This is a genomic window from Hoeflea sp., from assembly GCF_039975035.1.
Classification (GTDB): Bacteria; Pseudomonadota; Alphaproteobacteria; order Rhizobiales; family Rhizobiaceae; genus Hoeflea.
In genome coordinates, this window is the sequence record NZ_JBDWHW010000167.1 from 1 (window position 1) to 20,558 (window position 20,558).

Annotated in this window: 25 protein-coding genes; 21 read left to right on the forward strand and 4 right to left on the reverse strand. The window is 60.4% G+C overall.

Annotated elements, in window-relative coordinates; genetic code table 11:
- The 12 genes from rplF to ABJN75_RS15300 all read left to right on the forward strand — a co-directional run.
- Positions 1–136, forward strand: a 136-nt coding sequence (gene rplF, locus ABJN75_RS15245) for a 50S ribosomal protein L6 (RefSeq protein ID WP_348440474.1), incomplete at its 5' end; no start/stop codon positions are given.
- Positions 137–148: 12 nt separating this feature from the next.
- On the forward strand, positions 149–511 hold the full coding sequence (gene rplR / locus ABJN75_RS15250; RefSeq protein WP_348440434.1) for a 50S ribosomal protein L18: 363 nt from the start codon (positions 149–151) through the stop codon (positions 509–511).
- Positions 512–556: 45 nt separating this feature from the next.
- Positions 557–1,117: a 30S ribosomal protein S5 gene (gene rpsE, locus ABJN75_RS15255; protein ID WP_339763347.1), complete on the forward strand. Its 561-nt coding sequence runs from the start codon at positions 557–559 to the stop codon at positions 1,115–1,117.
- A 38-nt stretch (positions 1,118–1,155) separates the two neighbouring features.
- A complete protein-coding gene (gene rpmD / locus ABJN75_RS15260; protein WP_348440435.1) occupies positions 1,156–1,356 on the forward strand; it encodes a 50S ribosomal protein L30 in 201 nt (66 codons plus the stop codon).
- 16 nt (positions 1,357–1,372) lie between these two features.
- Positions 1,373–1,861 carry a 50S ribosomal protein L15 gene (gene rplO / locus ABJN75_RS15265; RefSeq protein WP_348440436.1) on the forward strand — a complete coding sequence of 163 codons (489 nt, stop codon included), beginning with the start codon at positions 1,373–1,375 and terminating at the stop codon, positions 1,859–1,861.
- A gap of 199 nt (positions 1,862–2,060) precedes the next feature.
- Entirely contained in the window at positions 2,061–3,401 is a 1,341-nt protein-coding gene (gene secY / locus ABJN75_RS15270; protein WP_348440437.1) for a preprotein translocase subunit SecY, read from the forward strand.
- Complete coding sequence (locus tag ABJN75_RS15275) at positions 3,398–3,982, forward strand: adenylate kinase (RefSeq protein ID WP_348440438.1); 585 nt, start codon at positions 3,398–3,400, stop codon at positions 3,980–3,982. The genes secY and ABJN75_RS15275 overlap by 4 nt, the downstream gene beginning before the upstream one ends.
- 341 nt (positions 3,983–4,323) lie before the next feature.
- Entirely contained in the window at positions 4,324–4,692 is a 369-nt protein-coding gene (gene rpsM, locus ABJN75_RS15280) for a 30S ribosomal protein S13 (protein WP_348440439.1), read from the forward strand.
- 140 nt (positions 4,693–4,832) lie between these two features.
- Complete coding sequence (gene rpsK / locus ABJN75_RS15285; RefSeq protein WP_348440440.1) at positions 4,833–5,225, forward strand: 30S ribosomal protein S11; 393 nt, start codon at positions 4,833–4,835, stop codon at positions 5,223–5,225.
- 104 nt (positions 5,226–5,329) lie between these two features.
- The gene (locus ABJN75_RS15290; RefSeq protein ID WP_348440441.1) at positions 5,330–6,340 is read left to right on the forward strand and encodes a DNA-directed RNA polymerase subunit alpha; all 1,011 of its coding nucleotides are present in this window, start codon (positions 5,330–5,332) and stop codon (positions 6,338–6,340) included.
- 45 nt (positions 6,341–6,385) lie between these two features.
- Positions 6,386–6,814 carry a 50S ribosomal protein L17 gene (rplQ, locus tag ABJN75_RS15295; protein WP_348440442.1) on the forward strand — a complete coding sequence of 143 codons (429 nt, stop codon included), beginning with the start codon at positions 6,386–6,388 and terminating at the stop codon, positions 6,812–6,814.
- A gap of 307 nt (positions 6,815–7,121) precedes the next feature.
- Entirely contained in the window at positions 7,122–7,700 is a 579-nt protein-coding gene (locus ABJN75_RS15300; protein ID WP_348440443.1) for a DoxX family protein, read from the forward strand.
- 171 nt (positions 7,701–7,871) lie between these two features.
- Here the strand turns inward: ABJN75_RS15300 and msrQ are convergent, their stop codons facing one another.
- Positions 7,872–8,519, reverse strand: coding sequence for a protein-methionine-sulfoxide reductase heme-binding subunit MsrQ (gene msrQ / locus ABJN75_RS15305; protein WP_348440444.1), 648 nt, complete (start codon positions 8,517–8,519; stop codon positions 7,872–7,874).
- A 2-nt stretch (positions 8,520–8,521) separates the two neighbouring features.
- The gene (gene msrP / locus ABJN75_RS15310) at positions 8,522–9,469 is read right to left on the reverse strand and encodes a protein-methionine-sulfoxide reductase catalytic subunit MsrP (RefSeq protein WP_348440445.1); all 948 of its coding nucleotides are present in this window, start codon (positions 9,467–9,469) and stop codon (positions 8,522–8,524) included.
- A gap of 293 nt (positions 9,470–9,762) precedes the next feature.
- On the opposite strand from msrP, the gene ABJN75_RS15315 reads away from it, so the two are divergent.
- From ABJN75_RS15315 to ABJN75_RS15355, 9 genes are all read left to right on the forward strand, one after another.
- Positions 9,763–11,298: a DegQ family serine endoprotease gene (locus ABJN75_RS15315; protein ID WP_348440446.1), complete on the forward strand. Its 1,536-nt coding sequence runs from the start codon at positions 9,763–9,765 to the stop codon at positions 11,296–11,298.
- Positions 11,299–11,301: 3 nt separating this feature from the next.
- Positions 11,302–12,615 (forward strand): replication-associated recombination protein A, encoded by a 1,314-nt coding sequence (locus ABJN75_RS15320; RefSeq protein ID WP_348440447.1) that lies wholly within the window; start codon positions 11,302–11,304, stop codon positions 12,613–12,615.
- Positions 12,616–12,621: 6 nt separating this feature from the next.
- The gene (locus tag ABJN75_RS15325; RefSeq protein ID WP_348440448.1) at positions 12,622–13,668 is read left to right on the forward strand and encodes a 2-dehydropantoate 2-reductase; all 1,047 of its coding nucleotides are present in this window, start codon (positions 12,622–12,624) and stop codon (positions 13,666–13,668) included.
- 101 nt (positions 13,669–13,769) lie between these two features.
- Complete coding sequence (locus ABJN75_RS15330; RefSeq protein ID WP_348440449.1) at positions 13,770–14,318, forward strand: flavodoxin domain-containing protein; 549 nt, start codon at positions 13,770–13,772, stop codon at positions 14,316–14,318.
- A 133-nt stretch (positions 14,319–14,451) separates the two neighbouring features.
- On the forward strand, positions 14,452–14,826 hold the full coding sequence (crcB, locus tag ABJN75_RS15335) for a fluoride efflux transporter CrcB (RefSeq protein WP_348440450.1): 375 nt from the start codon (positions 14,452–14,454) through the stop codon (positions 14,824–14,826).
- Between the two features lie 37 nt (positions 14,827–14,863).
- Positions 14,864–15,853, forward strand: coding sequence for an RluA family pseudouridine synthase (locus ABJN75_RS15340; RefSeq protein WP_348440451.1), 990 nt, complete (start codon positions 14,864–14,866; stop codon positions 15,851–15,853).
- The gene (locus ABJN75_RS15345) at positions 15,850–16,497 is read left to right on the forward strand and encodes an HAD-IA family hydrolase (protein WP_348440452.1); all 648 of its coding nucleotides are present in this window, start codon (positions 15,850–15,852) and stop codon (positions 16,495–16,497) included. The genes ABJN75_RS15340 and ABJN75_RS15345 overlap by 4 nt, the downstream gene beginning before the upstream one ends.
- A 16-nt stretch (positions 16,498–16,513) precedes the next feature.
- Positions 16,514–17,296: an ATP12 family protein gene (locus ABJN75_RS15350; protein WP_348440453.1), complete on the forward strand. Its 783-nt coding sequence runs from the start codon at positions 16,514–16,516 to the stop codon at positions 17,294–17,296.
- A gap of 177 nt (positions 17,297–17,473) precedes the next feature.
- The gene (locus tag ABJN75_RS15355) at positions 17,474–18,328 is read left to right on the forward strand and encodes a hypothetical protein (protein WP_348440454.1); all 855 of its coding nucleotides are present in this window, start codon (positions 17,474–17,476) and stop codon (positions 18,326–18,328) included.
- Between the two features lie 166 nt (positions 18,329–18,494).
- Here ABJN75_RS15355 and fghA read toward each other — a convergent pair whose 3' ends face one another.
- Both fghA and ABJN75_RS15365 read right to left on the reverse strand, forming a co-directional pair.
- On the reverse strand, positions 18,495–19,328 hold the full coding sequence (gene fghA, locus ABJN75_RS15360; RefSeq protein WP_348440455.1) for an S-formylglutathione hydrolase: 834 nt from the start codon (positions 19,326–19,328) through the stop codon (positions 18,495–18,497).
- Positions 19,329–19,383: 55 nt separating this feature from the next.
- Positions 19,384–20,493, reverse strand: coding sequence for an S-(hydroxymethyl)glutathione dehydrogenase/class III alcohol dehydrogenase (locus tag ABJN75_RS15365; protein WP_348440456.1), 1,110 nt, complete (start codon positions 20,491–20,493; stop codon positions 19,384–19,386).
- Between the last annotated feature and the right edge of the window lie 65 nt (positions 20,494–20,558).

Below are 20,558 nucleotides of genomic sequence, written 5' to 3' on the forward strand. Positions count from 1 at the left end.
CACCGGCATCGACAAGCAGGTGCTTGGCCAGGTTGCTGCTGAGATCCGCGCCTATCGCAAACCTGAGCCCTACAAGGGCAAGGGCGTTAAATATGCTGAAGAGCGGATTGTCCGCAAAGAAGGCAAGAAGAAGTAAGGAAGACGCGAAATGGCTAGCAGGAAACAATCCCTTACGCGTCGGTCCGCTCGTGTCCGCCGCCAGCTTAAAGCGGTGGCCAATGGCCGTCCGCGCCTGTCGGTTCATCGCTCGTCGAAGAACATCTACGCGCAGATCATTGATGATGCCGCAGGCCGTACGCTTGTTGCAGCTTCAACGCTTGACACCGGCCTTCGTGGCGGGCTCAAGACCGGCGCCGATGTCTCCGCCGCAGCTGCGGTCGGCAAGTTGATTGCCGAACGTGCGACCGAGGCGGGCGTCAAGGACGTGGTCTTTGACCGTGGCGCTTTCATCTATCACGGCCGTATCAAGGCTCTCGCTGAAGCAGCCCGCGAAGGCGGTCTGAGCTTCTAAGTCAACCCAGCCGATTGATTCCGGAAAAGAATAAGGAACAGGACAATGGCCAAGGAAGGTCGCCGCGATAACCGCGGTAGAGACGACGAGCGCGACAGCGAATTCGTCGACAAGCTCGTACACATCAACCGTGTCGCAAAGGTCGTCAAGGGCGGCCGGCGCTTCGGTTTCGCAGCCCTGGTGGTTGTTGGAGATCAGAAGGGCCGCGTTGGCTTTGGACACGGCAAGGCGCGTGAAGTGCCGGAAGCAATCCGCAAGGCCACTGAATCGGCCAAGCGCGATTTGATTTTCGTACCATTGCGCTCCGGCCGGACCCTGCATCACGATGTGCATGGCCGCCATGGCGCGGGTAAGGTGCTGCTTCGCGCAGCCAAGCCTGGTACCGGCATCATCGCCGGTGGTCCGATGCGTGCGGTTTTCGAAACCCTGGGTATGCAGGATGTTGTGGCCAAGTCGACCGGTTCGTCGAACCCGTACAACATGATCCGCGCAACTTTTGACGCGCTCAAGAGCCAGATGCACCCCAAGGACATTGCCTCGCAGCGCGGCATGAAGTACTCCACGCTCCAGGAACGCCGCGGTGTATCCGCCGGCGCCGAAGAGTAATCGGGCGTCCGCCTTTATCGTAGTAGGGAGCCAAGACCATGGCTGACAATAAAAAGGGCAAGACGGTCACTGTCGAACAGACCGGCAGCCCGATTCGCCGCCCGAACGTTCAGCGCCAGACGCTGATCGGTTTGGGCCTCAACAAGATGCACCGCCGCCGGACCCTCGAGGACACACCGTCCGTTCGTGGCATGATCCGTTCGGTCAGCCACCTCGTTCGCGTCGTCGACGAGCAGTGAGTGGGAGTGAACTGTCATGAAACTCAATGAGATCACCGACAACGAAGGCGCCACCAAGAACCGCAAGCGGGTAGGCCGCGGCATCGGTTCGGGTTCCGGCAAGACCGGTGGCCGTGGCGTCAAGGGTCAGAAATCCCGTGGTGGCGTTGCCATCAACGGTTTTGAAGGCGGCCAGATGCCAATTTACCGGCGTCTGCCAAAGCGCGGCTTCAAGAACATCTTCTCGACCGACTTCAATGTCGTCTCGGTCGGCCGTGTTCAGACCGCTATCGACGCTGGCAAGCTCGATGCCAAGAGCCCGATTGATGCAGCAGCCCTCAAGGCTGCCGGCGTGATCCGCCGCATCAAGGACGGCGTGCGAATTCTCGCCGACGGCGATGTGAAGGCCAAACTCACACTTGAAGTGGCAGGCGCTTCGCGCACCGCCATCGAAAAGGTCGAAAAGGCCGGCGGTTCGATCAAGCTGCTCGCTCCTGCGCCAGCTCCGGCTGCTGCGGAAGAGTAAAATATTTTTGACCGCCCGGTGGTTCACATCGGGCGGTTTTCGTCCCATATGGGGTGAGCTTGTGCATTAACACGCGCAGGCTAGGGCAGGCGCCAGGCATCTATTATCCGGCCAGGCAGCAAAGTCCGGTGAAACCAACTCAGACCCTCCGGAGATGATCGGGTTCATCAGGCGCCGGATGGGCCGCGCGGAGAACGCAATGGCATCTGCAGCCGAACAACTCGCTTCCAATTTGAATTTCGGGGCTTTCGCCAAGGCGGAAGACCTCAAAAAGCGGATCTGGTTTACGCTTGGTGCGTTGCTGGTGTACCGGCTGGGGACCTATATCCCGTTGCCGGGTATCAATCCCGATGCGTTTGCGCAGGCCTTTCAGGGCCAGTCGGGCGGCATTCTCGGCCTGTTCAACATGTTTGCAGGCGGCGCTGTCGAGCGCATGGCCATTTTCGCGCTCGGCATCATGCCCTACATCTCTGCCTCGATCATCATACAGCTGATGACATCGGTCATTCCGACACTTGAGCAACTCAAGAAGGAAGGCGAGCAGGGCCGCAAGGTCATCAACCAGTATACCCGCTACGGCACTGTGCTGCTTGGTACTGTTCAGGCCTACGGCATTGCCGTCGGTCTCGAATCGGGCAGCGGCATCGTCACCGATCCGGGCTGGTTCTTCCGCATTGCAACGGTGATCACCCTTGTTGGCGGCACCATGTTCCTGATGTGGCTCGGTGAACAGATCACCGCGCGCGGCATCGGCAACGGCATTTCGCTGATCATTTTCTCGGGGATTGTCGCAGCACTGCCGACGGCTGTTGCAGGAACTCTCGAACTGGGCCGCACCGGCGCGCTGTCGACAGGGCTGATCATTGCCGTGATCGTGGTCGCCATCGCCGTGATTGCGTTCATCGTCTTCATCGAGCGTGCGCAGCGACAATTGCTGATCCAGTATCCCAAGCGCCAGGTTGGTTCACGCATGTTCCAGGGCGATACGTCGCACCTGCCGCTCAAGCTCAACACCGCCGGTGTAATTCCGCCGATCTTCGCATCCTCGCTGCTTCTTTTGCCGGCGACGATTGCGGGCTTTGCCAACACCGGAGACATGCCGGTATGGGCGTCGACGTTGCTGGCTTCACTCGGACACGGTCAGCCTGCCTATATGGCGCTCTATGCCGCAATGATCGGCTTTTTCGCGTTCTTCTATACGGCAATCGTGTTCAATCCGAAGGACACCGCCGACAATCTCAAACGTCATGGCGGATTCATTCCGGGGTTCCGTCCTGGCGAGCGCACCGCTGAATATATCGATTACGTTCTGACGCGAATCACCGTGATTGGCGCCATGTACCTGATTTTCGTTTGTCTCTTACCCGAATTTCTAATCGCGCAAACCGGCGTTCCGTTCTATCTGGGTGGTACGTCGCTGTTGATCGTCGTCTCGGTGACGCTTGACACGGTTGCGCAGATTCAGGGACATCTGATTGCCCAGCAATATGAGGGGCTGATCAAGAAGTCCAAACTTCGGGGAGGCAAGAAGGGACGATGAGACTTATTCTGTTGGGACCGCCAGGCGCGGGGAAGGGGACCCAGGCTCAGCGTCTGGTCGAGAAACATTCGATCCCGCAATTGTCCACCGGCGATATGCTGCGTGCGGCGGTTGCCGCCGGCACCGAAGTCGGCAAGCGCGCCAAGGCTGTCATGGATGCCGGTGAACTGGTGTCCGACGACATCGTCAACGCAATCGTGTCCGAGCGCATCGACGAAGCCGATTGCGCCAACGGCTTTATTCTTGATGGCTATCCGCGCACGCTTGTTCAGGCGGATGCCGTTGAAACCATGCTCGATGCCAAAGGCATGAAGCTTGATTGCGTGATCGAACTTCAGGTCGATGACAAGGCTCTGGTGGGGCGCATTGTCAAACGGGCCGAAGAAGCTGCTGCCGCAGGCAAGCCGGTTCGCAAGGACGACAATCCGGTGGTGTTTGAAGAACGCTTGCGCGAATATTACAAGAAGACCGCGCCGCTGACCGGCTATTACTACGCCAAGGGCTCGCTTTGCACCGTCGATGGCATGGGCAGCATTGACGCGGTGACGGACGAGATCGAGGCGGTTCTGGCGTCGCTCTGATCTTGGCTGGAGCATCCGACAGGACGGTTTTCGAGTTGATGACCGGCCTGTCGACGGACTTCCGGTCGAAAATAAGGCACCGGAGAGGTTGACGAAAGCCTGTCTGTTCCGCTAAGAGCCGTGCAACTCGCGACATGCAAGCGATCGGTGCGATTCCTCGAAGGCTTGAGGAAACGGCTCTGGTCGCTTTTAAGCGTGTCGGGATGATGGATAAAGCATACGCCGATCGGGCCTGTGGGTTTGGCCGGTGTTTGTGAATGGACTACCCCGCAAGGGCCGGCCTCCACCGGACGCGGGTCAACAATAACCCGCCGGCCCGACCGGCCCACATGGAGAAGCACATGGCCCGCATAGCAGGCGTTAATATTCCGACCAACAAGCGCGTTGTCATCGCGCTGACCTACATTCATGGTATCGGCAGCAAGTTTGCCCAGGATATCGTGGAAAAGGTCGGCATCCCGCTGGATCGTCGCGTCAACCAGCTTTCGGACTCCGAAGTGCTGCAGATCCGCGAAACCATCGACCGTGACTATCAGGTTGAAGGCGATCTGCGTCGTGAGAATTCGATGAACATCAAGCGTCTGATGGATCTGGGCTGCTACCGCGGTCTTCGCCATCGTCGCGGTCTGCCGGTGCGTGGACAGCGCACTCACACCAATGCCCGCACCCGCAAGGGTCCGGCAAAGGCGATTGCCGGCAAGAAGAAGTAATGGGTTTCGCCTGACCGGCGGCAAGAGTTTCAAGGCGGTGGATCTTCTGACCACCGCTTTGAGTTTGAGCGTCCGGCAAGGTGCCTCCCGGTGGAGCCGCTGGTGTTACGGCGGTGCTGATATCTCGAAAGGAAAAGAACATGGCTAAAGATAGCACGGTGCGTGTCAAGCGCCGCGAACGCAAAAACATTTCGTCGGGCGTTGCCCACGTCAATTCGACCTTCAACAACACGATGATCACCATCACCGATGCTCAGGGCAATACCATTTCCTGGTCTTCGGCCGGTTCGAAGGGTTTCAAGGGGTCGCGTAAGTCGACACCGTTCGCAGCGCAGATGGCTGCTGAAGACGCCGCCAAGAAGGCGCAGGATCACGGCATGAAGACGCTCGAAGTCGAGGTTTGCGGTCCGGGATCGGGTCGTGAGTCCGCGCTTCGCGCGCTGCAGGCTGCAGGTTTCACCATCACCTCGATCCGTGATGTGACGCCGATCCCGCACAATGGCTGCCGTCCGCGCAAGAAGCGCCGCGTCTAAGCGAGTTCCGAATTTGCGACGGGCAAGGTTCATCCTTCGTCCGTCCGATCCTCTTCTCACTTGGCCGCACGATTGGATGGTGCGGCAACAGGAAGGCAACTGATATGATTCAGAAAAACTGGCAGGAACTGATCAAGCCAAGCAAGGTGGAGTTCAACACCGCGAGCCGTACACAGGCTTCCGTGGTTGCTGAACCGCTCGAGCGTGGCTTCGGCCTGACACTGGGCAACGCGCTGCGCCGCGTGCTTTTGTCCTCGCTGCGCGGCGCTGCCGTCACCGCAGTGCAGATCGATGGCGTGCTGCATGAATTCTCCTCGATCCCGGGCGTTCGTGAAGATGTCACCGACATCATCCTCAACATCAAGGAAATCGCCATCCGCATGGAAGGCGACGAAGCCAAGCGCATGGTTGTGCGCAAGCAGGGTCCTGGTGTTGTCCGTGCAGGTGACATCCAGACAGTGGGTGATATCGAGATCCTCAATCCGGAACATCCGCTGTGCACGCTCGATGAGGGTGCTGAGATCCGCATGGAATTCACCGTCAATAACGGCAAGGGCTACGTGCCGGCTGACCGCAATCGTGCCGAAGACGCGCCGATCGGTCTTATCCCGGTCGACAGCCTGTATTCGCCGGTCAAGAAGTGCTCCTACAAGGTGGAAAACACCCGTGAAGGACAGGTTCTCGATTACGACAAGCTGACGCTGAACATCGAAACCGATGGTTCGGTCAGCGGCGAAGATGCCGTGGCTTATGCAGCCCGTATCCTTCAGGACCAGCTCGGCGTGTTCGTCAACTTCGACGAGCCGCAGAAAGAAGTCCACGAGGAAACCGTCGCCGAACTGGCTTTCAATCCGTCGCTTCTCAAGAAGGTCGACGAACTGGAGCTCTCGGTCCGCTCGGCAAACTGCCTGAAGAACGACAACATCGTCTATATCGGCGACCTGATTCAGAAGACCGAAGCCGAAATGCTGCGGACTCCGAACTTTGGCCGCAAGTCACTCAACGAGATCAAGGAAGTCTTGGCTTCCATGGGCCTGCATCTGGGTATGGAAGTTCCGTCCTGGCCGCCGGAAAACATCGAAGATCTCGCCAAGCGTTACGAAGACCAGTATTAAACCGTCAAACGGCAGGCGTGCGCCTGCATGTGAAGGAGACAGGCCATGCGCCACGGAAATTCAGGCCGCAAGCTGAATCGCACCTCGAGCCACCGCAAGGCGATGTTCGCCAACATGGCGACTTCGCTCATCGAACACGAGCAGATCGTGACCACCTTGCCGAAGGCCAAGGAAATCCGTCCGATCGTTGAAAAGCTCGTCACGCTCGGCAAGCGCGGTGACCTGCATGCCCGCCGTCAGGCGATCTCGCAGATCCGCGACAATGATGCTGTACGCAAGCTGTTTGACAGCATTGCCACCCGCTACGCCACCCGCAACGGCGGCTATATCCGGATCATGAAGGCTGGTTTCCGTACCGGCGACAACGCGCCGATGGCCGTGGTTGAATTCGTGGATCGCGATCCGGATGCCAAGGGCTCGAAGGATCGCGCCCGCGTGGAAGCCGAAGCTGCTGCCGAAGACGAAGCCGCGTAAGCGCTTCCAATTCTGCCAGATGCCTTACATCGAATGGCCGGGTGCTTTGTGCGCCCGGCCATTTTGGTTTGAATGGCCTGGCTGATCCAGATCGCGCAATAGTCTGCAGTTTTTCTTCAGTGACGAATTGTACAGAGAAAGCGAGAATGCGCGTCACGCGGCTCCGGTTTGTTGCGACGCGAATTACCCCTCGGGAGCGAATTTGCGCTAGCCAACTATCGCGAGAATTGTTGATTTGAATCAACTGGACTTGGCAGTCCACAGCTATCATCCCCCGTCCGGGTAACACTCGATTTGGGAGGATATGATGTCGACTCTGACGGTATTCCGTAATGACAAGGACGAGCTTTATTTGCCGTTTCTCGGCAAGTTCTATGAAGGCGTTGCCCAACCGATGGCCTGGAGCCTCTTCCGGCTGGCGGTGGGCGGTGCGCTGGTCCTGGAAGGGTGGCCCAAGATTGTCGCGCCCTTTGCCCAATCCGGTTTTGTGGAAGGATTGGGCTTTGCTCCGGGGTGGTTCTGGTCGCCGGCGTTGGCGGCGATGCAGTTTTTCGGTGGAATGTTGATTGCTGTAGGCCTTTTTACCCGTCCGGTGGCGCTCGCCAATGGCATCATGCTGGCCATCACTTTGTGGTTCCATTACAGCCACCCTTATGGTGATGCTTTCCTTACCCAGGCTGGTGTTGATGCGCTCAAGGCCGGTGGAGATCTTTTCACGCCGGAAGGTCTGGCGCGGTTGGGTGACGGCGGTACCAGGTTCTTGCATCAGGTCCAGTCCAAGGCGGAACTTAATTCGTTGTTCTGGGCCGGCGGCGCCTTCCTGTTCGCGGCTTTTGGCGGCGGCTATTTGTCGCTCGACCGGTTGCTGTTCAAGAAACAGTTTTGATCTGAAACATGTCGCGCAAACCTGTGCAGCGGCTTTGCGCGACATGAAAAAACTTGCAGCCGACGCGCGGTAGGTGCGTTGTTCCAAGATTCCGTAAGGGCCGGGGACTGATCTCCGGTCCTTACAACGATCGCTCAGTGCGCCACGGAGGCGCGACATTGTGGCATAGCCTCAGACCATGCCGGTAACACGGACCGGCCGCCGGCCGGTCGCCCGTTTCCGGGCCATGTAGCGCGGCCGTGCCAGGCGCCATCCGAGCAGCAATGTCACCAGCCCGGCATAAATCAGCTGCTCCGGTCCGATCACCTTGACCGACAGGCAGTAGTGCAGCGCCCCGGCCGCCGCGATCGGATAGATCAGCCGGTGCAGCTTGAGCCAGCCTGGTCCGAGCTTGCGGACCGACCAGCGATTGGACGTCAGAGCCAGCGGGATCAGCGCTACGAAGGCCGCCATGCCAATGGTGATGAACCAGCGTTTGATGATGTCCTCGATGATCACATCCAGCGCCAGACGCTTGTCGAGCACCATGTAGGTGAGGAAGTGCATCGCCACATAGTAGAATGCCAGCAGTCCAAGCGCCCGCCTGTAGCGCACCCAGTTGATGCCGAACAGATCCCTGAGCGGAGAGATCATCAGCGTCAGGATCAGCAGCCGTAACGCCCAGTCGCCCAGAAGGTGCTCAAAGATCTTGACCGGATTGCCGACCAACTGGCCGGTGGCTCCAAGATAGAACGTCCACAGCGCCGGTGTCAGGCCGAGCGCATAGAGCGCCCAGACCGATGCGGTGTGGAACCGTTTGGGCAAAGAGGGCAGGCGCATGGTCAGAAATTCGCTTTCAGATCCATGCCTTCATAGAGGCTGGCGACCTCGTCGCCATAACCATTGAACGGCAGCGTCGGCCGCTCGTTGGAGCCGAAAAAGCCGCCGCCGCCGATACGGTTTTCCACAGCCTGGCTCCAGCGCGGGTGGTCGACCTCCGGATTGACATTGGCATAGAAGCCGTACTCGCTCGGCGCCAGACGGTTCCAGGTCGAGGCCGGCTGTTCCTCGGTCAACGTGATGCGGACGATCGACTTGATGCCCTTGAAACCGTATTTCCATGGCGTGACCAGCCGCACCGGAGCGCCATTCTGGTTGGGCAGAGTCTTGCCGTACAGTCCCATCGACAGGATCGTCAGCGGGTGGCGCGCCTCGTCAAGCCGCAAGCCTTCGACATAGGGCCAGTTCAGTGGCTGGAAGATCCCCCGCTGTCCGGGCATTTCTTCCGGCCGCACCACTGTTTCAAACGCCACGTATTTGGCGCTGCCCAGCGGCTCGACCCTGTCGAGCAGGCTGGCGAGCGGAAAACCGATCCAGGGAATGACCATCGACCAAGCTTCGACACACCGCATCCGGTAGATGCGTTCCTCGAGCCCGAGCGCCATCAACGCATCGAGATCGAACTCGGCAGGCTTGCCCACCATGCCATCGACCTTGACGGTCCAGGGCGTGGGATTGAAATCGCCGGATTTCGCTGCCGGATCGGCCTTGCCGGTGCCGAACTCATAGAAATTGTTGTAGCTGGTCGCATCCGCTTCCGCTGTCAGTTCCTCCTTGGGATCGTAGCCGCCCGGCTTGGCGGCAAGCTCTGTTGCGCTGAACGCCAGTGAAGGCGCCGCCAAGCTGAACCCTCCAACAGCACCCATGCGTAAAATGTCGCGCCGCCGGTAATAGCTTGCCTCGGCAGTGATCTCGGATCCGGGTATCGGGGTAGGGCGGTAGCGGTGCATGGCGGACTTGCTCCTGATGTTTGTGGACCGGATCGCTTGGGCTTTGCGGCACTTATACAAGATATACGATTGACCGCGGGCGCAAAGGACCCGCGCGACCACGTTTTCGTGTAGTCTTGGTGATCAACCGGCTTGTCCGGGTCGGAATTGGCCAGGAAGGCACTGGCTGGCGGAGGCCTTGCATCAACTCTTGGTGCAGCCGGCTTTAAACGTTGCCATGAAGCCGTCAAACTCATGATGACTTTAGTGTTCCAGTCAGGCCATAGTGGCCCAAATCACTGAGGATTCCCGTCATGATTCCAAATCGTTCGCGGTTGCGCGCCGTCCTTTTTCTTGTGCTGGCCATATCCATGGCGAGCTTTCCCGTATTGGCTCCGGCGCTGGCCCAGACCAGCACTGAGCAATCCCTGACCGACAGCATTGGCAAGATCTTCCGCGATGTCATCGGCGGCCCCGAGGAAAAGGCCACAGCACAATCCGAAACCGCTCCGGTTTCCGAGCCGCGCCGCGAGCCGCCGCGGTCGCAAGCCGACATGATGCAATCCTTCTCGCCGCTGGTGAAGGCAACCGCGCCCGCCGTCGTCAATGTCTATGCCAACCGCACCGTGCAGCGCAGCATGTCTCCCTTTGCCGGTGATCCGTTTTTCGAGCAGTTTTTCGGCCAGAGAATGCCAAACCGAACCGAGAAGCAGTCTTCGCTCGGGTCCGGCGTAATCATTCAGAGCAATGGAATCATCGTCACCAACAATCATGTCATCGCAGGCGCCGATGACATTCGCGTCGCACTTACCGATGGACGGGAGTTTCAAAGCAAGGTTCTGCTCAAGGATGAGCGTTTCGATCTCGCAATCCTTCAGATTGACGGTGATGGACCTTTCCCGATTGTGGAATTCGGCGACACCGACACCACCGAGGTGGGGGATATCGTGCTCGCCATAGGCAACCCGTTCGGCGTTGGTCAGACAGTGACCAGCGGCATCGTTTCGGCGCTTGCCCGAAACAGCGTTGGTGTGTCGGATTTCGGCTCGTTCATCCAGACTGACGCCGCCATCAATCCGGGCAATTCAGGCGGTGCGCTGATTGACATGAGCGGACGCCTGATCGGCATCAACTCGGCAATTTTCAGCCGCTCCGGCGGCTCCAACGGCATCGGGTTCGCCATCCCCGCCAATCTGGTTCGCGCCGTGGCTCAAACCGCCGAAACGGGCGGCGATGTTTTCGAGCCGCCCTATATCGGCGCATCCTTCGAACCGGTGACGGCTGACATTGCCGAGGCGCTTGGACTGGACCGCGCAACAGGCGCCCTGGTGTCGGATGTCACCGAGGACGGCCCCGCCGGCAAGGCCGGTTTGCGCCCCGGTGACATTGTCCTGGGATTCAATGGCCGGCCAGTCGAACATCCCGATGCGCTGGGTTACCGGCTTGCCACCACGAGTGCCGGCGCCACCGCTGCGCTTGATGTGCTCGGACGCAAGGGTCGCAAGACGATCGAAATCACGCTGCAGGCGCCGCCCGCCGATGATCCGCGTGCCCGGCGCAAGCTTGATGGCCTGAATCCGTTTTCAGGTGCGATTGTCTCCAACATCACTCCGAGTATTGCCAGTAAATTGCGGCTGCCGCCATCGGTTCATGGCGTTGTCATCACCGATGTTCCTGGCGGGTCGATCGCCGGCCGTTACGGCTTCCGTCCGGCAGATCTGATTGCCGAGATCAACGGCGTCAAGATCACCAATGTCAATGTCCTCGAACAGATCCTGGCCGATGGCGCCAGCTTCTGGCGGTTTGAAATCGTGCGTGGCGGTCAACGCATTCGCCAGATCATACGGTGATGCATGAGTGATCTGTTCGCCACTGCCGGTGCGGCCCAAAGCGGGCACCGTCCGCTTGCCGACCGGTTGCGGCCCGCCACGCTTGCCCAAGTCACCGGCCAGCCGCATCTGACCGGCGCGGATGGCGCGATCACCCGGATGATCGCCTCGGCAAGTCTCGGCTCGATGATCTTCTGGGGCCCTCCGGGTACCGGCAAGACCACGGTGGCGCGGCTTCTGGCCGGTGAAACCGAGCTGGCGTTCGATCAGATCTCGGCGATTTTTTCAGGCGTGGCCGATCTCAAGAAGGTCTTCGAGACAGCGCGTGCCCGCCGCATGGGTGGACGCCAGACCTTGCTGTTTGTCGACGAGATCCACCGCTTCAACCGCGCCCAGCAGGACAGTTTCCTGCCGGTGATGGAAGACGGCACCATCGTGCTGGTCGGCGCGACCACGGAAAATCCGTCGTTTGAACTCAACGCAGCGCTTCTGTCGCGCGCCCGGGTGCTGACCTTCAAGCCGCATGACGAGGACAGCCTTGAAAACCTGCTCAAGCGCGCCGAGGAAGAGACCGGCAGGACGCTGCCGCTCGAACCCGACGCGCGGCTCAGTCTTCTCAGGATGGCCGATGGCGATGGCCGGGCGGTGCTGACGCTTGCTGAAGAGGTCTGGCGCGCCGCCCGCGAGGACGAGGTTTTTGACACCAAGGCGCTTGTCAATGTCGTCCAGCGCCGCGCCCCGGTCTATGACAAGGGTCAGGACGGGCATTACAATCTGATTTCGGCGCTGCACAAGTCGGTGCGCGGGTCCGACCCCGACGCCGCGCTCTATTATCTCTGCCGGATGTTAGACGCTGGCGAGGATCCGCTGTTTCTGGCCCGGCGGCTGGTCCGCATGGCGTCGGAAGAGATCGGCATGGCCGATCCGCAGGCGCTGGTTGTCGCCAATGCCGCCAAGGACGCCTATGACTTTCTTGGATCGCCCGAGGGCGAGCTGGCGCTGGCGCAGGCCTGCGTCTATCTCGCCACCGCGCCCAAATCCAACGCCGTCTACACGGCCTACAAGGCTGCCAGGCGCGTTGCCAAGGAGGGCGGGTCGCTGTTGCCGCCCAAGCACATCCTCAACGCGCCGACCAAGCTGATGAAGGCCGAGGGCTACAATGAAGGCTATCGCTATGACCATGATGAGCCGGATGCGTTTTCAGGGCAGGATTATTTCCCCGAAGCGATGGGTCGCAAGACCTTTTATGATCCGCCCGAACGCGGCTTTGAACGTGACATCCGCAAGCGTCTGGATTTCTGGACGCGACTGAGAAAAGAACGCTCGGACAAGGGGTAGGGCGGCATGACCGGCCCAGCCGTTAAATCAGCCACCAGACCAGTGCCCATAATCGGCATCATGGGCGCCGGCGCCATCGGACTCTATGTCGGCGGGATGCTGGCACAGGGTGGCGCTCAGGTGGTGTTTGCCGCGCGCGGGCGGACGCTGGAAGCGCTGGGTCGCGGCCTGGCTGTGTCGCGCTACGATGGTTTCAAGGCCGAATTGAAGCCCGAACACTACCGGACTGGCAGCGCTCATGCATTGGCTTCCTGCGATATAGTGCTGTTTTGCACCAAGTCCGGCGACACCGAAAGTGCTGCCCGCGAGCTTGCCGGAACGCTCGGACCCGGCGCCACCGTGATCAGCCTGCAGAACGGTGTGGGCAATCTCGATATCCTCAAATCGCTGTTGCCGGATCATGAAATTGTCGCAGGTACGGTTCCGTTCAATGTTGTCAGGCTTTCACCCAATGCGGTGCATTGCTCGATGGAAGGCCCGGTGCTTGTCGGGGCGTGTGGTGCATCTGCCGTGTTGGCGGAACTTGCCCGCGGCTCCGGTTTGAAACTGCAAGTCCGGGATGATCTGGAGGCGGTGCAGTGGGGAAAATTGTTGCTCAACCTCAACAACGGGCTCAATGTCATCAGCGGGCTTCCGCTGCGACGCCAGTTCGCGGATCCGGGCTACCGCACGGTGCTGGCGATGGCGATGGATGAACTGCTTGCCGCGCTCGACGCGGCCGGGATCACTGCCGTTGGCGCGACCCGCACCAATCCGCGGCTGATCCCGAAAATCTTGCGGCTGCCGACCTGGCTGTTCCGGGTTGTTGCCCGCCAGCAGTTGAAGATCGACGACACTGCCAGATCTTCATCCTGGGACGACCTTCAGGCAGGCAGAGAGCCTGAGACCCGCTTTCTCAACGGCGCAGTCTGCGCTCTGGCCCAGGCGCATGGCCGAACCGCTCCGGTCAATGCCCTTGTCTGCCGTCTGGTCGATGAGGCTTTTGCGGTGAAGGCATCGCCCGAAATGCCCGGTGACAAGCTTCTGGCGCTGGCGCAGAATGAGGCGGGTTGACTGGCGGACGTCGGCGTAAATCCGCCGGCTCTTGACCTGCGTCAATGCGGTTTGAGCCTTGGCGTTGCATTCTGGCCTTCATCGATCAAGGAGGAATTCCCATGACGGTTCTGGTTCTTTACGCCACGGTTGAGGGACATACCCGCAAGATTGCCGAGCATGCCGCAGCCCAGCTTGAGAAACGGGGGCAGGGCGTTGTCCTGAGTGACATCCGCGAGCCCGGCTTCGCCGTTCCCGGCCGGTTCGAGGGAGTGCTGCTCTGCGCGCCGATCCATATTGGACGCTATCCCGAACCGGTGGCGCAGTTCATCATCGATTGGAAAGCCGCTCTTGCGGATGTTCCCACCGCATTGATTTCGGTTTCGCTTGGAATTCACAGCGACATTGCCGAAGAGCGCGCCGAGGCTGAAGCCTATCCCGCCAAACTGGAAAAAAAGACCGGTTTTCGGATCCCCAAGGTCCATCATGCCGCCGGAGCATTAAAATACCTTGAGTATGATTTCTTCAAACGCGCGTTGATGCGCCGGATCGCGGCGAAGGAAGGCGGACCTGTCGATACCGGTCGTGATCATGAGTTCACCGATTGGGCCGCGCTCGACCGGTTTCTCGACGAGTTTGCCGATGATGTGGCCTTGGCCGCCAAGGCTTAGCTCCAGGCGGGCTTGATGCGATCCAAATCCGAACGCCAACAGGCTGCATCATATTAACCGCGCGGGAACCTGAAATAGCGCGCCGGTTGCGCCGCCGCTTTATTGAAGCGCGGTTTTCGGCTAAGCAACCTGCATGAATGCACTTGTACTTGTTTTCGTCGGTGGCGGTCTGGGCGCGGTGTCGCGCCATCTGGTCGCCAGGGCGGTCATGCACGCTTCCGGCGTCCGGTTTCCCTGGGGCACGATGGTGGTCAACATCGCCGGCTCGCTGGCCATGGGTCTGTTGATCGCCTGGCTGGCCCGCCGCTCCGCTGGAGACTCGGACTTGCGTCTTTTGCTGGCGACCGGTTTTTTGGGCGGTTTTACCACCTTTTCGGCGTTTTCGCTTGATGCAGTGACGCTTTACGAGCGTGGTGCGTTGACGGCGGCGGCCACCTATGTGATTGCCAGCGTAACAGTGTCCATCCTGGCATTATTTGGCGGGCTTTGGCTGGCACGTCAGCTCTGACACCAGCCTTCAAGCCCAGGACAAAGAGATAATCGATATGGCGGGCGTACAGCTCATACAGGTAGATCCGGACGAAGCGGGCATGCGGCTCGATCGCTGGTTCAAGGTGCATTTTCCAGGTCTGGGTTTCGGGCCGCTGCAAAAGCTGCTCAGATCCGGCCAGGTCCGCGTTGATGGCGGCCGGGTCAAGTCCGACGCGAGGGTACAACCCGGACAGACCGTCCGCGTTCCGCCTCTGGACGTTGACGAGAAAGCCACCGGTCCGCTGACCGCCAAGACCATGCGCAGCGGCAATGACCACGAGGTGCTGAGCAAGATGCTGCTGCATGAAGATGCAAAGGTGCTGGTGTTCAACAAGCCTGCGGGTCTGGCCGTACAGGGCGGTTCCGGCGTTACCCGCAATGTCGACGAGATGCTTGAGGCCTGGCGCAACAAGAAGGGTGAGAAGCCGCGGCTTGTGCACCGGCTCGACCGCGACACCTCCGGGGTTCTGGTGGTGGCCCGCACCCGCGGCGCGGCGCAGGCACTGACAGCGGCTTTCCGCGAGCGCACAACCAAGAAAACCTACTGGGCGCTGGTCAAGGGCGTGCCGCGCGACAAGGAAGGCAAGATCTCCACCTGGCTGATCAAGGAATCCACCGAGGACGGCGACCGGATGCGCGTCGCCAAGCACGGCGAGCAGGGCGCCGATCACGCGGTGTCCTATTACCGGATCATCGACAAGGCCGCCCAGAGCCTCGCCTGGCTCGAGTTTGAGCCCTACACCGGTCGTACCCATCAGCTTCGGGTGCATGCCTTGCACCTGGGTCATCCGATCATCGGCGATCCGAAATATTTCGAGTTCGACAAGAACTGGGAATTCCCCAGCGGCATGCAGAACCTGCTGCATCTGCTGGCCCGCCGCATTTCGATTCCCCATCCCGATGGCGGCCTGCTGTCGGTGACAGCGCCGCTGCCGCCGCACATGGTGCAAAGCTGGAACCTGCTCGGCTTTGACGAAACCACCGCCGGGGAGCCCGAGGAATGAAGCTGGCGTTGTTTGATTGCGACGGCACCATTGTCGACAGTGCCGCGGTGATCCACGCCTGCATGGAACGTACTTTCGGTGATTTCGGCATGGCCGTGCCCATGCTTGCTCACACCAAATCGATCATCGGATTGACGCTCGATATTGCCATCGCGCAGATGCTCGAACGACCGGTGGATGCGGAAATCACTGCCATGACAGCGCGTTACAAGGAGCATTTCATGCTTTACCGCCAGACTGGCGGCCCGCTTGAGCCCACTTATGGCGGGCTGTTGGAACTGATTGCGGCGCTGGCGGCTCGCGATGACGTCATCCTGGGCGTTGTCACCGGCAAGTCCCGCCGCGGGCTCGACGCTATCCTTGCCCACCATGGCCTGACGGCCTCGTTCTTCACCACCCGCACCGCCGATGATTGCCCATCCAAGCCGCATCCGGCGATGGTGCTCGAATGCTGCACGGAAGCAGGCGTCGACCCGAAGCACACCACAGTGATCGGCGATGCGATCTATGACATGCAGATGGCGGTCAATGCCGGCGCCCGTCCTATTGGCGTGTCCTGGGGTTACGGGCCAGTGGACGCGCTCTGGGCGGCCGGCGCCGGGCACGTGGTCAGCCAGGCGCGGGAAATCGCCGACCTCATCTAACGACAGGAGACGCGTGATGCGTGATATTCTCAGCGATCTTGATCTCGGAGAGGACAAGCTGTCCGATCCGGTCCGCGAAATTCAGAAAGGCCTGAAAAAGGTCTTGCCCAAACGATTCTACCGGCAGGCCTCGGTTATCCCGGGGTCCGAAAGCGGCTTCGTCGTCGCGCTCGACGGCAAGCCGGTGCGCACGCCATCGCGTCAGGAGCTCGGTGTTGCCCATGCCGGTCTGGCCGAAGCCCTGGCGGCGGAATGGGAAGCGCAAACCGACTTGATCGATCCGGCGACGATGCCGCTGACGCGGATGATCAACACCGCGATAGATGCTGTGGCCGTGGCCCAGGAAGAGGTGTTCGAGGAAATCCTGCGCTACGCCGGGTCTGATCTCCTGTGCTATCGCGCCGAGGCGCCGGACGCTCTGGTGGCGCGCGAGGCCGAGCTCTGGGATCCGTATCTTGACTGGGCGGCAAACATGGGCGCGCGGCTGATCCTGTCCGAAGGCATCGTGCATGTCGAGCAGCCTGCCGAGGCGATTCGCGCCATTGCCGTGCTGCTGCGACGCTATGCGACGCCGCTCGAGCTTACCGCGCTGCACACCCTGACGTCGCTCACCGGCTCGCTGGTGCTGGCCCTGGCGCTGGCAGAGGGGCAGGCGGATCCGGCGGACGTCTGGGCTGCGGCCCATGCCGATGAGGATTTCAATATTTCCCAATGGGGCGAAGATCACGAAGCCGCCGCCCGTCGCGCCTCGCGGTTGATTGATTTCGAGGCGGCTGTACTGATTCTTCCTGCAAGGTGAATTTGCAATTTCCCCTTACGGACAGCATGAGGAAACGCCCGGAGATTGGCGCTTTCGGCGGAAATTATATATGCCAATTCCCGGCGCCTTAACCATGCGCTAACCATAAAATGCGAATTTCCGGAAACAACACAAGCAACTTTCCGGAGACACGGCGTGGATCAAAGCAAGCCCTTTATGTCACGCCTTTCACAGGCGCTGATGCTGGTCGCCGTCGCTGCATTGCTGAGCGCGTGTGCGGGCAGGCCGAAACCGCTGAATGCTACCAGGCCATTCGATGTCACCGAAGTCCGGGTAACCACCCAAAGCATGGCGGATTTCGCTTTCGCTGACCGGCTGAAGCAGAAACTGGATGCAACAGCCGGCCGTGCCACCGCCGATATCGGCATGAAGGCAATCCTGCGAATTGTCGTGCTCGACCGGCAGGCTGAAGCCGGGCTGGGCGTATTGTTCAACAGGTCCGCGGAGGCCGCCACGCTGGATCTGGTTGTCATCGACGCTGACACCGGCCTCATGCTCAGAAGCAGCATTGTGCATGCCACCGCAACGCCTGGAAACGGTCGCAGCGCCGAAACCGCGTTGATTGGCAGGCTGACGGCTGATGTCAGGGCATTGCTCGGACTGTCCGGCACGGTGCCGCATCCGGTCGCCGGCATGAAGCGCACGGTTGCCAGACCTCAGATCAAACCCACGCCCACGGATGTCGAAACCTTCGACGACACCATGCGGATATCCGCCGATCCGCTGTTGAATGGAACCGTGACACCGACATCGTCTGATCTGGTCGTGGAGCCGGTCGCCGAACCCGCACTTGATTTGTCAAAGCCGCTGTTGTCGGCTGAGCCGGAGGATGAAGCACCTTTGGGCGAAGAGGCAATTGCCCCGATTGAACCGGTGAAAATGCCAAGGACTTTCGAACTGCCGGCAGCGGCGCCCAACATTCAGGCGGACCCCGCTGCGGAGCCAGGGTCACCGGACGAGCCATGCATCATCACGCTCGACAATGATTGCAGTGATCCTGACAGCCGTTGATGCATGTCGCGCCAAGGTGCGCAGCGGTGTTGCGACAACGTCATGCAAGAACAAAGAGCTGACGCGCGTCACCTGAACCCGTTTGAACGCCGCGCGCGCTGGATCCCGGAAAGCCGGGAACGGTTTTCGCCAATCGTGCCGTGCTGCCGTATCGCAGCAGCGCCATTCAGCCCAGTCGCGCTGCGTGCCAGGTCAGATGGTCGTCCATGAAGCTCGAGATGAAATTGTAGGAGTGGTCATAGCCCTCCTGCATCCGCAAGGTCAGCCCGATATCAGCCTCCGTGCAGGCCTTTTCCAGAAGCCAGGGGCGCAAGCCGTTTTCCAGAAAGCCGTCGGCGGTTCCCTGATCGACCAGGAATTCCGGGAACCGGGCGCCATCGGCGATGAGCTGTGTCGCGTCATGGCGACGCCACATCGCTTCGTCCGGTCCCAGATATTTTTCCAGGGCCGGGCGTGACCAGTCGGCAGTCGAGGGCTGGACGATCGGCGCGAAGGCCGAACAGCTCTTGAAGCGGTCTGGAAGTCTGAGCGCGAATGTCAGCGCACCGTGCCCGCCCATGGAATGTCCCATGATGCCTTGCCGCCCCATGTCGGCGGCGAAATGGCCTGCGACACGCTCTGAAAGCTCATCAAGGATATGGGTTTCCATCTGGTAATGCCGTGACCAGGGCGATTGTGTCGCATCGAGGTAAAACCCCGCTCCCTTGCCGAATTGCCAGTTGTCCGGCTCGTCGGGCACATGGTCGCCGCGCGGGCTGGTGTCGGGGCAGACGATGATCAGGCCGAGTTCCGAAGCCATCCGCCGGTACTCGCCCTTGTCCATCACGTTGGCATGGGTGCAGGTCAGGCCGGAGAGGAACCAGACAACGGGGCAGAGTTGTTCCTTGGCCTGCAGCGGCCGGAACACGGCGAAGGTCATGTCACAGCCGCAGGCGTCCGATTGCATCGAGTAAACGCCCTGGCGCCCGCCATGGGCCTTGGCTTCCGAAATGATCTTCATTTGTGCGCGTCCGGTTTTGGGGGAAGGTTTGCCATAGCGGTGAGACCTTCCGGGGTCAGTAGATCACCACGCTTCGGATGCTTTCGCCCCTGTGCATCAGGTCAAAGGCTTCGTTGATGCCCTCGAGCCCCATGGTGTGGGTGATCATCGGGTCGATCTCGATCTTGCCTTCCATGTACCACTCGACGATCTTCGGCACATCTGTGCGGCCGCGCGCGCCCCCGAACGCCGTGCCGCGCCAGGACCGGCCGGTGACCAGCTGGAACGGACGCGTCGAGATTTCGGCACCCGCGGGCGCCACGCCGATGATGATCGATTCGCCCCAGCCCTTGTGGGCGCATTCCAGAGCCGTGCGCATCACGCCGACATTGCCGGTGGCGTCGAAGGTATAGTCCGCGCCGCCCTTGGTCAGATCCACGAGATAAGGCACCAGATCACCTTCGACTTCGCTCGGATTGACAAAGTGGGTCATGCCGAAGCGTGTCGCCATCTCCACCTTGGACGGGTTGAGATCAACGCCGACGATCATGTCTGCGCCTGCAAGACGCAAGCCCTGCAGCACGTTCAGACCGATTCCGCCCAGCCCGAAAACGATGGCCTTTGAGCCGATTTCGACTTTGGCGGTGTTGATCACCGCACCGATGCCGGTGGTGACGCCGCAGCCGATGTAGCAAACCTTGTCAAATGGTGCGCCGGGATTGATCTTGGCCAGCGCGATTTCCGGCAACACCGTGAAATTGGCGAATGTTGACGTGCCCATGTAGTGAAAGATCGGCTTTCCGTTGATGGAAAACCGCGATGTGCCGTCGGGCATCAGGCCCTGGCCTTGCGTGGTGCGAATCGACTGGCACAGGTTGGTCTTGGGATTGAGGCAATATTCGCACTCACGGCATTCCGGAGTGTAGAGCGGAATGACGTGGTCGCCTTTTTTCAGCGACGTCACCCCGGGGCCGACGTCGACAACCACGCCGGCGCCTTCATGCCCCAAAATGGCGGGGAAAATGCCCTCCGGATCGGCACCCGACAGGGTGAACTCGTCGGTATGGCAAATGCCCGTCGCCTTGATTTCAACCAGCACTTCGCCGGCTCGCGGGCCATCCAGCTGGACTGTGGTGATCTCAAGCGGCTTGCCCGCCTCAAAAGCTACGGCTGCGCGAACGTCCATTCCCATGCTCCCGGGTGTTGTCTCGTCAGGGAGGTCGACCCTGCCAGAGCGGCGGGCACGGCTCA